Source organism: Streptomyces sp. NPDC059832 (assembly GCF_042731715.1).
Taxonomy (GTDB): Bacteria; Actinomycetota; Actinomycetes; order Streptomycetales; family Streptomycetaceae; genus Streptomyces.
This window is the reverse complement of sequence record NZ_JBHWIY010000043.1, coordinates 22,758-37,013: the sequence shown is the minus strand read 5'-3', so window position 1 is coordinate 37,013 and position 14,256 is coordinate 22,758. Positions and strand designations below refer to the sequence as shown.

Annotated in this window: 8 protein-coding genes; 2 read left to right on the top strand and 6 right to left on the bottom strand. The window is 72.7% G+C overall.

Translation table 11 applies throughout. The features are described 5' to 3' along the window. The first annotated feature begins 80 nt into the window (after window positions 1-80). Together ACFV8T_RS40210 and ACFV8T_RS40205 are read left to right on the top strand one after the other, a co-directional pair. A complete protein-coding gene (locus tag ACFV8T_RS40210; protein ID WP_385337411.1) occupies window positions 81-3,872 on the top strand; it encodes a trypsin-like peptidase domain-containing protein in 3,792 nt (1,263 codons plus the stop codon). Between the two features lie 43 nt (window positions 3,873-3,915). Next, window positions 3,916-4,869 carry a bifunctional riboflavin kinase/FAD synthetase gene (locus ACFV8T_RS40205; RefSeq protein ID WP_385337408.1) on the top strand — a complete coding sequence of 318 codons (954 nt, stop codon included), beginning with the start codon at window positions 3,916-3,918 and terminating at the stop codon, window positions 4,867-4,869. A 157-nt stretch (window positions 4,870-5,026) separates the two neighbouring features. On the opposite strand, the gene ACFV8T_RS40200 is transcribed toward ACFV8T_RS40205, so the two are convergent. The 6 genes from ACFV8T_RS40200 to ACFV8T_RS40175 all read right to left on the bottom strand — a co-directional run bounded on the left by ACFV8T_RS40200 (window position 5,027) and on the right by ACFV8T_RS40175 (window position 13,970). After that, a complete protein-coding gene (locus ACFV8T_RS40200) occupies window positions 5,027-6,022 on the bottom strand; it encodes an oligopeptide/dipeptide ABC transporter ATP-binding protein (RefSeq protein ID WP_385337405.1) in 996 nt (331 codons plus the stop codon). Then, the gene (locus tag ACFV8T_RS40195) at window positions 6,019-7,047 is read right to left on the bottom strand and encodes an ABC transporter ATP-binding protein (RefSeq protein ID WP_385337402.1); all 1,029 of its coding nucleotides are present in this window, start codon (window positions 7,045-7,047) and stop codon (window positions 6,019-6,021) included. The genes ACFV8T_RS40200 and ACFV8T_RS40195 overlap by 4 nt, the downstream gene beginning before the upstream one ends. Then, the gene (locus ACFV8T_RS40190; RefSeq protein WP_385337399.1) at window positions 7,044-7,979 is read right to left on the bottom strand and encodes an ABC transporter permease; all 936 of its coding nucleotides are present in this window, start codon (window positions 7,977-7,979) and stop codon (window positions 7,044-7,046) included. Before ACFV8T_RS40190 ends, ACFV8T_RS40195 begins: the two co-directional genes overlap by 4 nt. Next, window positions 7,976-9,058, bottom strand: a complete 1,083-nt coding sequence (locus ACFV8T_RS40185; RefSeq protein ID WP_385337396.1) for an ABC transporter permease — start codon at window positions 9,056-9,058, stop codon at window positions 7,976-7,978. The genes ACFV8T_RS40190 and ACFV8T_RS40185 overlap by 4 nt, the downstream gene beginning before the upstream one ends. A gap of 92 nt (window positions 9,059-9,150) precedes the next feature. Beyond that, window positions 9,151-11,022, bottom strand: a complete 1,872-nt coding sequence (locus ACFV8T_RS40180) for an ABC transporter substrate-binding protein (protein ID WP_385337393.1) — start codon at window positions 11,020-11,022, stop codon at window positions 9,151-9,153. A gap of 197 nt (window positions 11,023-11,219) precedes the next feature. Then, the gene (locus ACFV8T_RS40175; RefSeq protein ID WP_385337390.1) at window positions 11,220-13,970 is read right to left on the bottom strand and encodes an SCO5717 family growth-regulating ATPase; all 2,751 of its coding nucleotides are present in this window, start codon (window positions 13,968-13,970) and stop codon (window positions 11,220-11,222) included. Window positions 13,971-14,256 lie beyond the last annotated feature (286 nt).

The window sequence follows — 14,256 nt, the reverse complement described above, 5'->3', positions numbered from 1 at the left end:
CGGAGTGAAACGGGGGTGCATTCGGGGGCGCTTTTACTCCGAGTGGCCCATGCGGTGATCATCGGACCTAACGTCGGACCATGGGAAGCGGGGACCGGGCAGCGCTGGTACGTATCTGCGATCCGGCCGGCCGGCCGCGGGGGACCGGATTCGTCGCGGACGACCGCGGCACGGTACTCACCAGTCACGAAGCCGTCGACGGCGCCACCCGGCTCGTCCTGCACGGAACGGGCGGTCGCAGCCGCACCGTCGAGGCCGACGACGTCACCGCGCTGCCCGAGCTGGATCTCGCCCTGCTGCACACGGCGGGGCCCGGAGAGCTGGGCGCGGAGCCGGTACCGATCGCCCGGCGGGACCGGATCGACGCCGGTACGTATGTGACGATCGCCGCGCCCGGCTGGCGCGAGGCCCGGGTGCTCGGCACGGCCGACGTGACGTACACCGCGAACGGCCGCTCCCACCCGATCGGCGCGGCGCTGGAGCTGGCGCTCGGTACGGACGGCAGGGACGCCCTGCGGCTCGGCGGCGCGGCCGTGGGCGGTCCCGTCCTCGATCCGGAGAGCGGCGCGGTCATCGCCGTGCTGGGCAGTGCGCTGCGCGCCGGGCACGCGGGCGCGGGGTTCGCCGTGCCGCTCCGGGAAGCGGGCACCGGCGGCCCGCTCGACGCCCTGCTGCGGCGCAACGCGACGAGCGTTCCCGGATACGGACGCGATCTGAATCTCGCGGGCGCCCTGCACCTCACCGCGACCTCGCTCGGCTCGGCGGACGGCCCAGCCGCCTGGCCCGATCCGGTCGAACGACCGGACGTCATCGCGGAGTTCACCGCCTTCGCGGGCCCGGTCCGAGCCGCGTCGGCACCGGACGGCCCCGCCGTGGTCCTCGGTCTCGTCGGAGCGCCGGGCACCGGCCGCACCACCGAACTGGCCGCACTCACCGCCCGCCGGGCGCGCGGCCCGGTACCCGCGCCCACCCTCTGGCTGCGCGGCGCCGATCTGCTGGCCGACGACACCTCGGTCGCCGACGCCGTCGCCCGTACGCTGCGCCGGGCCGGGCGGATCGTCACCGCCGCCGGAGCCGACGGCGACATGGCGAGCGCCACCCCCGAGCGGGTGGCCCGGCTGGCCGAGGAGTCCGGGAGCCCGCTGCTCGTTCTGCTGGACGGCCCCGAGGAGATGCCTCCCGCGCTGGCCCACGAGCCGGCCCGGTGGACCGCCGCCACCGTCGAATGGCTGCGGGGGCACGGGGCGCGGCTCGTGATCGCCTGTGGGCCCGAGCACTGGGAGAAGGCCGGTGCGCTCTGTCCGCCCGGCGCGCTGCACCGCCCCGTCAGGCCGGCCGGACGGCTGCCCTCCGCGGTCCGCCTGGGCGAGCTCACCGCAGGCCAGGCCGGACAGGCCAAGGAGCGGTACGCCATCCCGCCCGAAGCGCTCGCCCCCGGCCACGACCGGCACCCGCTCACCCTGCGCCTGCTCGCGGAGGTGCGCGCCGCGCTGCCGGGGGACGTCGCCGGGCAGCCCGACACCGAACAGGTCTTCGGCGCCCACCTGGACCTGATGTGCCTGCGCATCGCGGTCCGGATCGCAGCGGCGTCCGGCCCGGCGCCGGGGGGCGGCGCGGTCCGCAGGCTGGCCGCGCGCGTGGCGGGGCAGGTCCACGAGGCGGCGCGGCGCTGTCTGGGCCCCGGGCAGGGGGAGTTGGGCCGGGCGGCGTTCGAGGAGGTCTTCCCCTGGCGCACGGGCTGGGCGTCGGCGGTCCTCACCGAGGGCCTGCTCGTCCCGGCGGGCGCCGGATACCGCTTCGCGCACGAGGAGCTGGGGGACTGGGTGCAGGGCGCCCACCTGGACGTGGACGCGGCGCTGCACGCGCTGGTCCACCGCTGGCACGCGCAGGAGGGGCCGGGTGGAGGGCCGGGGGCGACGGGCGCCGAGCACCGTGTTCCGCAGCCGAGGAGGCCGTGTACGGGGCGCGAGGCGACCGCCGCGGTGCCCACGGGGCCGCGAGCGGAGCCCGGCCGCGCGGACCTGCCGGACATGGCGGTGCAGGCGCGGGCGGCGACCGGGGCACGCACCCTGCCCGTGCCGCGCCATCGCATCGGCCCGGTGATCCAGGCCCTGCTGCTCCTGGGCCGCCGACAGGGCCCCGCCGCCCTGTCCCACCAGCTGGCCGACCTCATCGAGGCGCTGGACCGGCTGTCGGCGGAGGCGGGGGCGGGGGCGGCCGGCGTCGTGGTCCTGTGCACCGCCCCCGGCCGCGACGGGGAGAACGGCGCACCGCGTCACGACGCCCGCTGGTGGACGGTCCGTCTGCTCTCGGAGACCCTGCTCCGGGTGCCCGATGCCCGGCCGTACCTCGGCGTGCTGCGGCTCCTGGCCGGCCGGGTCGTGCGCCGGGCCGCCGCGGGCTCCCCGGGAGGCCCGGGGACATACGCCGCGTTCGGGCCGTGGTTCTGGCGGCGGCTCAGGCTGCCCGAGGAGGACCGGATCGATCTGTTCCGGCGTCTCGTCCCCGCCGACGGCCCGCCCCGCGGCGAGCCCCGCGGCGACCGCGACCGCTCCTGCGGCACGTACCCCGACGGCGACGGCGGCGAGCGGTTCCTGGATGCCGTCGCGCGACGGCTCGTCGACCGGCCCAGGACCGTGCAGCCACTGCTCTGCGGCTGGTTCACCGACGAGCGCCCGCTTCCCGCCGGGGACGGGGACGCGATGCGGCCGACCGTGGGAGCCGCCGCCCAGGCGCTCCTCTACGCCCGCCGGGACCTGGCCGTCGACGATCTGACCGACGCACTCGTCTCGACCCCCCACCCCCGGGCCGAGGAACTGCTCACCGCGCTGGCCGAGGACGAGCCCGCCGCGCTCTGCCGGGCCGTCCACCGCTGGGCCCACGACGGGGACCGGCGCGCCCGCCGCACCGCCGCCGCCTCGTACGCGCTGATCACCTCGGCGCACGCCACCCTCGACGCCGATCGCGAGCTGCTGCGCGGATCGGCCCTGGCCCTGCTGGCCCGCCCGGCGGACGCCGCCCTGCACGGGTCCGCGCTCGCCCTCCTCGTACAGGATCCGCGGACCAGGGACCGTTACCTCCCGCAGGCGCTCCGGGCCTTCGTCGCGGGGGAGTCCGGTCCGTCCGCCGACGCGCTCGCCGTCGCGCTGCCCTCCCACCCGGAACCGGTGCTCACCGCGTTCCGGGAGCGGCTCACCCGGCCGGACGACCGGGCGGGCGAGGCGCTGTGCGCGCTGGCCGGGATCGACGCCCCCGCGCTCGCCCTGCACACCGCCGGGCTCGTGCGCGCCTACATCGACAGCCACCCGGACGACGCCGTGCACCCGGCCTCGTACGTCGACCGGAGGCTGGAGCGCGGCCCGGCCGCCCGCGCCCTGCTGCTGCCCCTGGTGACCGGGCTGCTGCGGGACCGCCCCGTGCCGCCGCCGGTACGCGGCGCGCTCGCCGGGGTGCTCGCCGCGCCCGGGAGTCCCGCCTCCGGGCCGCTGCGGGAGCAGCTGCTGGAGGTCCTGCTGGACTTCGAGCAGGAGGCCCACCGGGATCCGGCCGTGCTCGACGCGTTGCTGCGGGCCGCCGCGGCCGGCTCCGGCGGGCGTGCCCCCGCCCGTACCCGCGCCCTGGTCCACCGCACCGGGACACTGCTGGTCCGGACCCCCGAGGGCGCGGTCCGCTTCGACCGCCGACTGGTCGAACTCGCCCGTGAACTGCCCGGATTCGCCGCCCTGATCACCGGGTGGCTGGCCGACGCCCCGCAGGAATGGGCGACGCTCGTCGGTCCGAGCGCACGGCGGACCGTGGAGGCGCTGGGAAGCCCGAAGACGATGCCGATGCAGGCCGCGCGGCGTGAGCATGGCAGTCTTAGACCTGCGTAAGAGACAAACCCACGTACACAGGTTCGGGCGAGGAGCGGTCAGAGTGCAGCGCTGGCGTGGCTTGGAGGACATCCCCCAGGACTGGGGACGCAGCGTCGTCACCATCGGCTCCTATGACGGGGTGCACCGCGGGCACCAGCTGATCATCGGGCGGGCCGTGGAGCGCGCCCGTGAGCTGGGCGTGCCGTCGGTCGTGGTGACCTTCGACCCGCACCCCAGCGAGGTCGTACGCCCCGGCAGCCACCCGCCGCTGCTCGCCCCGCACCACCGGCGCGCCGAGCTGATGGCGGAGCTGGGGGTGGACGCGGTGCTCATCCTGCCGTTCACCACCGAGTTCTCCAGGCTGGCGCCGGCCGACTTCATCGTGAAGGTGCTCGTCGACAAGCTGCACGCGCAGCTGGTCATCGAGGGGCCGAACTTCCGCTTCGGCCACAAGGCGGCCGGGAACGTGCAGCTGCTCACCGAGTTCGGTGAGACCTACGACTACCGCGTCGAGGTCATCGACCTGTATGTGAGCGGCGAGGCGGGCGGCGGCGAGCCGTTCTCCTCCACCCTCACCCGGCGACTGGTGGCCGAGGGCGATGTCGCGGGCGCCGCCGAGATCCTGGGCCGCCCGCACCGGGTCGAGGGCATCGTGGTCCGCGGCGCGCAGCGCGGCCGTGAGCTCGGCTTCCCCACGGCCAACGTGGAGACGCTGCCGCACACCGCGATCCCCGCCGACGGCGTCTACGCGGGCTGGCTGGACGTGAACGGCGAGGCGATGCCCGCCGCGATCTCGGTCGGCACGAACCCGCAGTTCGACGGCACGGAGCGGACGGTGGAGGCGTACGCGATCGACCGCGTCGGCCTCGACCTGTACGGGCTCCATGTCGCGGTGGACTTCCTGGCGTACGTGCGCGGGATGCTGAAGTTCGACTCGATCGACGAGCTGCTCGTGGCGATGGCCGCCGATGTGAAGCGGTGCAGCGAGCTGATCTCCGCGTACGAGCGCGGCTGAACCTCTGCGCACCCGAGCAGGGCCGCACCACCGCCGTGCGAGGGCGCGGCCGAACCTCCAGGCGTACGAACGAGCGCGGCTGAACCCCGCCTCGTACCCGACCGGGGCCGGAACCGTTTCGACGGTCCCGGCCCCGCGTCGTCGCACCGCCGCCGCGCTACGTCCCGGCCTTCGCGGCGGCGAGGGCCCAGTGGCACGCCACCTGTGTCCGCCCGCCGCCCGCGAGCACCGGCAGATCCTTCGTACGGCAGTCCTCCGCGACGCCCGCCCGTTCCGCCTCGCCCGAGGCGAGCACCTGGCAGCGGGCATGGAAGCGGCAGCCGGACGGCACCCTGGACGGGTCCGGCGGCTCACCGGTCAGGATCACCGGCTCGTCCCCCGACTCCGGAAGCACCGACAACAGCGCCTGGGTGTAGGGATGCTGAGGAGCCGTCAGGATCTCCTCCACCTTGCCGGTCTCCACGATCCGTCCGAGGTACATCACCGCGACCCGGTCCGCGATGTTCCACGCCAGGCCGAGGTCGTGCGTGACCACCAGCGCGGACAGGCCCAGTTCGTCCCGCAGCCGGAGCAGCAGGGCGAGGATCTCGCCGCGCACCGAGGCGTCGAGCGAGGCCACCGGCTCGTCGGCCACGATCAGTTCGGGCTCCAGGACCAGCGCGCCCGCGATCACGACCCGCTGGCGCTGACCGCCGGACAGCTCGTGCGGATACCGCAGGAAGAATCGTTCCGGCGGCCGCAGCCCGGCCCGCGACAGCGCCCCGGCGACCGCCTCCCGCTCGTCCCCGGCGTACCCGTGGATCCGCAGGCCCTCGGCGACGGCGTCGTACACCGTGTGCCTCGGGTTGAGCGAACCGCTGGGGTCCTGGAGCACCAGCTGGACCCGCTTGCGGTACGTCTTCAGTGCCCGGCTCGCGTAGTCGAGCGGCTTGCCGCCGAAGGTGACCTGCCCGGACGTCGGCGGGACCAGGCCCAGCAGGGAGCGCGCCAGCGTCGTCTTGCCGCAGCCCGACTCGCCGACCAGCGCGACGATCTCGCCGGGGTGGATGTCCAGGTCGACACTGTCCACGGCACGCGCCGGGGCGGCCCCGCGCCGGCCGGGGAAGGTGATCTTCAGCCCCTCGGCGCTGAGCAGGGGAGTGGTGGTGCTCATGGTGTGCTCCTTGCTTCCTCGGCGCCCGGCAGGGCCGGGACCGCGACCGCCCCCGGCTCCACCAGTACACAGGCGGCCCGCCGCTCCGGCCCCGCGACCCGCAGCTCCTGGTCCTCGGTCGTGCAGGACTCCAGGGCCACCGGGCAGCGCGGGTGGAAGGTGCAGCCGCCGGGCAGCGCCGACGGGTCCGGCGGATCGCCGGGCAGCCCGCGGGGCGCGAACCGGGAGGCCGGGTCGCCGATGCGCGGGAACGCGCCGGACAGGGCCCTGCCGTACGGATGGTGCGCGTTCTCGTAGACCTCGGATGCCGGGCCCTCCTCCACGACCCGGCCCGCGTACATCACCGCGAGCCGGTCGCAGGTGTCCGAGAGCACCGCGAGGTCATGGCTGATCATGATCAGGCCGAGGTCCTGCTCGGACACCAACTGCTCGATCAGCCGCAGGATCTGGGCCTGGATCATCACGTCGAGAGCCGTGGTCGGCTCGTCCGCGATGATCAGCCCCGGGTCGCAGGCGAGCGCCATCGCGATCATCACGCGCTGCCGCTGCCCGCCGGAGAGCTCGTGCGGGTAGGCGGACGCGCGGGCGGCGGGCAGCCCCACCTGCTCCAGCAGCTCGCCGGCCTTCTTCGCCGCCCCGGCCTGAGTCGCCTTCTTGTGCAGCAGGATCGGTTCGGCGATCTGCTCCCCGATCCGGTGCACCGCGTTGAGCGAGTGCATCGCGCCCTGGAAGACGATCGACGCCCCGGCCCAGCGCACCGCCCGGACCTGGCCCCACTTCATGGTGAGGACGTCCTCGCCGTTCAGCAGGATCTCGCCGGAGACCTTCGTGCCGGCGGGCAGCAGCCGCAGCAGCGCGAGCGCCAGCGTCGACTTCCCGCACCCCGACTCACCGGCGATGCCGAGCTTCTGCCCCGCGTCGACCGAGAGGTTCACACCACGGACGGCCTGCGCCCCGCCGGCGTACGTCACCGTGAGGTCCCGTACGTCGAGAAGCGGCGCCTTGCGGATGCTCGTCGTGCTCAACGGGCCACCCCCAGCTTGGGATTGAGGACGGACTCGATGGCGCGGCCGCACAGCGTGAACGCCAGGGCCACCAGGGCGATGGCGATGCCGGGCGGTGCCAGGTACCACCAGTCGCCCGCGCTGACCGCGCCCGCCTCGCGGGCGTCCTGGAGCATGCCGCCCCAGGAGGTGGTGGTCGGGTCGCTGAGACCGAGGAAGGCCAGGGTGGCCTCGGTGAGGATCGCGCTGGAGATCACCAGCGTGGTCTGCGCGAGCACCAGCGGCATCACGTTCGGCAGCACGTGCCGGGCCATGATGTGCCCGTGGCCGCCGCCCAGCGCGCGGGCGCGCTCGATGTACGGGCGGGACTCCACGGCGAGCGTCTGGGCCCGCACCAGCCGGGCCGTGGTCGGCCAGGTCGTGACCCCGATCGCGATGATGACCGTCCACATCGAGCGGTCCATCACCGTGGCGAGCGCGATGGCGAGGACCAGGGTCGGCATCACCAGGAACCAGTCGGTGACCCGCATCAGAACCGTCGAGTACCAGCCGTGGAAGTGCCCCGCGACGATGCCGACGACCGTACCGATGGCGACACACAGGAACGCCGCGAGCAGGCCGACCGTCAACGACACCCGGGTGCCCCACACCAGCAGCGCCAGCACGCTGCGGCCGAACTGGTCGGTACCGAGCGGGAATTCACCGCTCGGCGACTCCAGCGCGCCGCCGGGGGCGCCGGTGACGCTCTGCGAGTCGGCGCCGACGAGCTGCGGCGCGAACAGGGCGACCAACGCGATCGTGACGAGCGCGGCCAGCCCCCACAGTCCGCTCCGGTGGTCCCGGTACTCGCGCCAGAAGCGGGCCATGGACCGGCGCTTGCGCGCGCGGGCCAGGGCGCGCGGATTCTGCGCGGTCTCCGCCTTCGTGGGCGTGGGCATGGATTCGGTCGTCATCGGCCCACCCGGGGATCGAGCAGCGGATAGAGCACATCGGCAAGGGTGTTCGCCAGGATCACCGCGGTGGCGAAGACGAAGAACAGCCCTTGCACGAGTGGGAGATCGGGCACGCTGAGCCCCTGGTAGAAGAGGCCGCCGAGGCCCGGCCAGGAGAACACCGTCTCGACCAGGATCTGTCCGGCGACCACATGCCCGAGGTTCACGAACATCAGCGTGAAGGTCGGCAGCATCGCGTTCGGCACGGCGTGCTTGCGGCGTACGACATCGTCCTGCAGCCCCTTCGCGCGGGCCGTCGTCAGATAGTCGCTGCCCATCTCGTCGAGCAGCGAGGACCGCATCACCAGGAGCGTCTGCGCGTACCCGACCGCGACCAGCGTGATCACCGGCAGGACCAGATGGTGCGCCACGTCGAGGACGTAGGCGAACCCGGTCTCGTTGCCCGACTCCAGACCGCCCGTCGGGAACATCCCGGGGATCGGGCCGATGCCCACCGCGAAGACGATGATCAGGAGCAGGCCCAGCCAGAACGCCGGCACCGAGTAGAGCGTCAGCGCGAACGCGGTGTTGAAGCGGTCGCTCACGGAGCCGTTGCGCCAGGCGGTCCGGGTGCCGAGCCAGATGCCGAGCGCGGTGTAGAGGACGTACGAGGTGCCGGTGAGCAGCAGGGTCGCCGGAAGCGCCTCGGTGATCTTGTCGATGACCGGCGCGTGGAACTGGAAGGAGGTGCCGAAGTCGCCCGTGAGGGCGTCTCCCACATACGACGTGAACTGCTGCCACATCGGCTGGTCGAGGCCGAACTGGTGCCTCAGCGACTGGAGTTGTTCGGCGGATACGGGCCGGCCGCCCGTCATCTGCTTCACCGGGTCGCTGGGAATGAGCCGGAAGAGGAAGAAGCTGGTGACCAGGACGGCGAAGAGCGAGACCGCCGCTCCCGCGATCTTGGCCGCCACGTATTGGAGGTATGCCTTGGTGTTGCGCGCCCGTGGACCGCGGGCGGCCGACGGGCCGGCCTGAGCCGGGCCGTCGGTGTCCGCGTCCGCGATCTGCACGAGCGCCGGAGTGCTGTCAGCTGTCATGGGGAACTCTCGTTACTCGTGCTGCACGTGGAGGGGCCGGCCGACGGGGCGGGTGCTCCCCGGTCGGCCCCTCTCTCGACCCGTCCGAGTGATTACTCGCGGTCGTCCGCCGTGTTGCGGCGGCGCTTCGCGATGAACAGCCCGCCACCGGCGAGCACCACGACCACCACGATGATGCCGATGACGACGCCGGTCGAGCCCGACCCGCCGGAGCTGTCCGAACCGTCACCGGACGCAGGAGCCGCGGACCACCAGCTCCAGTAACCGTCCTGGCCGTAGATGTTGCCGGCCGCCTCGGGCATGGTCGTGATCGACTTGATCTGGTCGGTGCGGTACGCCTCGACCGCGTTCGGGTATGCGATGACGCTCATGTACCCGGAGTCGTAGAGCCACGACTGCATCTGGTTGACGATCTCGGCACGCTTGGCCGGGTCGTACTCGGCGAGCTGCTTCTTGTAGAGCTCGTCGTACTTCTTGTCGCAGATGAAGTTGTCGGTGGAGGCGCTGTCCTTCGCCTTGGCCGGCAGCGCTGCGCAGGTGTGGATGCCGAGCACGAAGTCGGGGTCCGGGTTGACGGACCAGCCGTCGAAGGCGAGGTCGTACTCACCGGCGTACCAGGGCACCGAGACGTCGTCGAGGCAGTCGACCTTCAGGCCGATGCCGAGCTTGCCCCACCACTCCTTGAGGTACTTGCCGATCGCCTTGTCGTTCGGGTCCGTCGCATGGCAGAGGATGCGCAGGTCGAGCGGCTTGCCGTCCTTGCCGACCCGCTGGTCGCCCTTGAGCGCGTAGCCCGCCTCGTCGAGCAGCTTGGCGGCCTTGGCCGGGTCGTACGCCAGGCTCTGCTCGGCGGTCGGCTGCCAGTGGTACGCGGAGAAGCGCGGCGGGATGTAGCCCTGGCCCTCGACGGCGTGGCCCTGGAAGACCTTGTCGATGATGGTCTTGCGGTCGATGGACAGGAAGAGGGCCTGGCGCACCTTCTGGTCGAGAAGGGCCTTGTTGCCGTTGCCGAACTTCTTGCCGTCCTTGGTCTGCGCGCCCGGGTTGGTGGCCAGCGCGAAGAAGCGGCGGCCCGGACCCTCGTTGACCTTGACGTTCTGTTCGCCCTTGAGGGAGGCGGCCTGAGCGGGCGTCAGCGCGGGGGAGCCGGCGACGAAGGAGACCTCGCCCTTGCGCAGTGCGGCGACGGCGGCGTCCTGGTCCTTGTACGTCTTGAAGACCAGCTCGTCGAACTTCGGCTTGCCGCGCCAGAAGTCCTTGTTGGCCTTGAGCTTCACATACTGGTCGACCTTGTAGTCGGTCAGGATGAACGGCCCGTTGCCGACGATCGGGAACGTCTTGTCGTTGTTGAACTTGGAGAAGTCACCGACCTTCTCCCAGACGTGCTTGGGCACTATCGGCACATCGAGTGCCGCCATGGTGGCCTGCGGCTCCTTGAGCTGGATGACCAGCTGCGTCGGGCTGGGAGCCGTCACCTTCTTGAAGTTCGCGACGAAGTTGCCGTTGGCCTGCGCGGCGCCCTCGTCGGTCATCATCTTGTTGAACGTCCAGGCCGCGTCCTCGGCGGTGGCCTGCTGCCCGTCCGACCACTTGGAGTCGGAACGGATGGTGTACGTCCAGGTCAACTTGTCCGCGGACGGCTCCCACTTGGTGGCGAGGCCGGGGATCGCGTGGTTGTCCTTGGGGTCGTAGTTGGTGAGGAAGTCGTACATGAGCCGGCTGATGCTGGTGCTCATGAGCCGCTGAGCGAGGAACGGGCTCAGCGAGTCGACGCTCTGTGCGACGGCGACGGTCAGTGTCGACTTTCCGCTGTCGGCGGCCTGTGCCTGCTGCGGCGCGGCGCCGAGCGGCACACCCGGGACGATGGATCCGGCGGCCAGCGCCAGTGCGGCGGCACCGGAGGCCAGGAGGACACGCAGACGTGAGCGTGGCTTGGCGGAGCGTGGTGGAACTCTTTCGACCATGGTCAGGGACCTCGCGTCATGACTCGCACGGAGAAGGCGGGTTGATCTGTGGTTCGCCAGCTGGTGAAGCGAAGGTTTATCAGCGGGGGTCGAGCCGCGTCAACGGTCATCGAAACGGCGTGTGGTCTGCGGGAATGCGCAAAGGGCCCGCACCGTGGAGACGGTGCGGGCCCTCATTGGTTTAGACCTCTGATGCCTTACTGCTGAGGCGCTGACGGCGGCTGCTGCTGCCATCCCGCGGGCGGGACGGGACCCTGCAGCTCGGGCGGGACCGGCTGACCGGGCTGACCCGGCTGCCCCGGCAGGGCGGGCTGCTGCTGGTGGGGCAGCTGCGGGCCTGCCGGGCCCGCGGCGGGCGGGGCCTGCGGGGGCAACGACTGCTGCCAGCCGTTCTGTTGCACTCCGGGGCCGGGCTGCGGCGGGTACGGCTGCGGGGGCTGCTGGCCGCCGTACGGCTGCTGCTGCCCGTACGGCTGCTGCGGCTGCTGCGGGGCGTACTGCTGCTGGCCGGGCATCGGCGGGGCGTACTGCGGCGGCGGGTTGGAGCCGTTCGAGGTCCAGAGTCCCTGCTGCTGCTGGGCACGGGAGAAGTCCTCGGCGACCATCGCGGAGAGGTTGAAGTACGCCTCGCGGGTCTTGGGGCGCATCATGTCGAGGTCGACCTCGGCACCGGCCGACAGATGCTCGTCGAACGGTACGACCACCACGCCGCGGCAGCGCGTCTCGAAGTGCTGCACGATGTCATCGACCTTGATCATCTTGCCGGTCTCGCGCACCCCCGAGATGACGGTGATGGAGCGCTGCACAAGGTCCGCGTACCCGTGCGCCGAGAGCCAGTCCAGCGTGGTGGACGCGCTGGACGCACCGTCGACCGACGGGGTCGAGATGATGATCAACTGGTCGGCGAGGTCCAGCACCCCGCGCATCGCGCTGTAGAGCAGGCCGGTGCCCGAGTCGGTGAGGATGATCGGGTACTGCTTGCCCAGCACGTCGATCGCGCGCCGGTAGTCCTCGTCGTTGAAGGTCGTGGAGACCGCCGGGTCCACGTCGTTGGCGATGATCTCCAGGCCGGAGGGCGCCTGCGAGGTGAACCGGCGGATGTCCATGTACGAGTTGAGGTACGGGATCGCCTGGACCAGGTCACGGATGGTGGCACCGGTCTCGCGGCGCACCCGGCGGCCGAGCGTGCCCGCGTCCGGGTTCGCGTCGATGGCGAGGATCTTGTCCTGCCGCTCGGTGGCCAGGGTCGCGCCGAGGGCGGTGGTCGTGGTGGTCTTGCCGACACCGCCCTTGAGGCTGATGACCGCGATCCGGTAGCAGGACAGCACGGGCGTACGGATCAGGTCGAGCTTGCGCTGCCGCTCGGCCTCCTCCTTCTTGCCGCCCAGCTTGAAGCGGGACGCGCCGGACGGCGTGCGACTGCTCTTCGCCTTCTGCTTGCCCCGGACCAGCCGGTCGGAGGAGAGTTCCACGGCCGCCGTGTACCCGAGCGGGGCGCCGGGCACGGAACGCTCGCGCTGGTCGTGGGTGACAGGGGTGGGCCAGGCGCCACCGGTGCGCGGGTCGACGGGCGCTCCCTGCGGCGGCTGCCCCTGCTGTCCCTGCGGCTGTTGCGGGTGCTGTTGCTGCTGATGGGGAGGCTGGGGCTGGCCGGGCTGCTGCGGGGTGACCTGGGCGGGCAGATGGGGCGTGGCCTGAGCCGGCGGCAGGGGTGCCTGCGGTGCCTGGGGGCCGTGGGGGACCTGCGGCGGCAGGGGTACGCCCTGCTGCGCGGGCCACTGGGGCGGCTGGGACTGCTGGGGCGGCTGGGCCGGCTGGGGTGCCTGCGGCGGCAGGGGCTGCTGAGCCGCGTGAGGCATTTGAGGCGGCTGGGGCGTGTGAGGCGGCGTCTGAGGCGTCTGAGGGAATCCGTAGCCGCTCGGTGCCGGTGTCTGCTGCGCCGGGGGAGCGGGCTGCTGCGGGAATCCGTAGCCGCTCTGGGGCGGCAGAGGCGCCTGCGGCTGCTGGGGCTGCTGAGGTGCCCCGGCCTGGGGGAATCCGTAGCCGCCGGGCGCCTGGCCGGTCGGGCCGGGAGCGGGCCACTGCGGAGCGGACTGGGGCGCGGTGGGCTGCGGTGCGGCGGGCTGGAAGGCGGGAGGCAGCGGCGGCAGGCCACCGCCCTGCGGCGGCGCCGGGGCCCAGGGATTCGGCGTGCCGGGAGCCGGGGCGCCCTGCGGTGCGTTGCCGGGCGGTACGTCCTGGGGTGCCGCATCCGCGACGGCGTCGGAGGGCATGGCGTCCCGCGGTCCGTCGGCAGCGCCGCCCGGGACATCTGCCCGGACCTCGGCGGCGGAATCCGCGGCGTCGGCACCATCGGAATCACCGGTGGGGGCGTCCGCCGTGTGCGCGGAATCGGAACCGGGCGCCACGCCCGCTCCCGTACCGCCGACACCGACACCGACACCGGCATCGGCCTGTGCGGGAGCCGTATGCGCCACCGGGGCGTCGTCGGCCGCGTCCGCCGCTCCCCCCTCGATCTCCGCGATCTGACGCTTCAGCGCGGCCGGCGAGAACCGCATGGTCGAGCCGCTCTCCACGTCACCGCCCCCGAACGGGTCCGACGCACCCGCGGAATCCCCCGCACCCGGTGCGGGGGAAGGCGTGGCATCGCCCGCCGCGGACTGGGCCGGAATCGGCGCGGGCGCGGGGGGGGCCGGAGTCCAGTCGGAGTCGAAACCGCCGCCGGCCGACGGTGCGGGCGCGGTCACCGGCGCTCCACTGGGCGGCGGAGGCGGCGCGAGATGTGTTCCGGCGCCGCCCGAAGAGTCCCCCGGCGCGTTCTGCGTGTACCAGGCGGGCGGGGTGTAGTCGATGGTGAACTCACCCGTCATCTCGGCGGGCTCCGCGTCGGACGACTCGTCGACGGGCTTGTTCCAGCCCCCGCGGATCTCGTCCCGATCGCCGTTCACTTTGCCTCCTGGTGTGGTCGAGCACCCTTGTGCCGTAGTGGGTGGGGGGCGACCGTTTCCGTCTGCCTGACCGCCCGGCTCTCCCCCTGGGACACGCATTGCCTGCCCGCAGGTTCTTCTGCCGCGCCCGGACCCACCCTAATCGTCATGGGGCTTGCTCCGGCAGGCCGTACGGCACCGCAAGAGCTGTCCCGTGCATCACGTGCCGCCCTCAAGTGGACCGAGTACGGCACAGCGTGAAGGGCGAAGCGGTCAAACATGTACATCCATGTACGGAAAGGCGAAC

Coding starts and splice junctions, on each gene's coding strand:
- ACFV8T_RS40210 (WP_385337411.1), top strand. CDS start 81: ATGGGAAGCGGGGACCGGGCAGCGCTGGTACGTATCTGCGATCCGGCC.
- ACFV8T_RS40200 (WP_385337405.1), bottom strand. CDS start 6,022: ATGAGCACCACCACTCCCCTGCTCAGCGCCGAGGGGCTGAAGATCACC.
- ACFV8T_RS40190 (WP_385337399.1), bottom strand. CDS start 7,979: ATGACGACCGAATCCATGCCCACGCCCACGAAGGCGGAGACCGCGCAG.
- ACFV8T_RS40185 (WP_385337396.1), bottom strand. CDS start 9,058: ATGACAGCTGACAGCACTCCGGCGCTCGTGCAGATCGCGGACGCGGAC.
- ACFV8T_RS40180 (WP_385337393.1), bottom strand. CDS start 11,022: ATGGTCGAAAGAGTTCCACCACGCTCCGCCAAGCCACGCTCACGTCTG.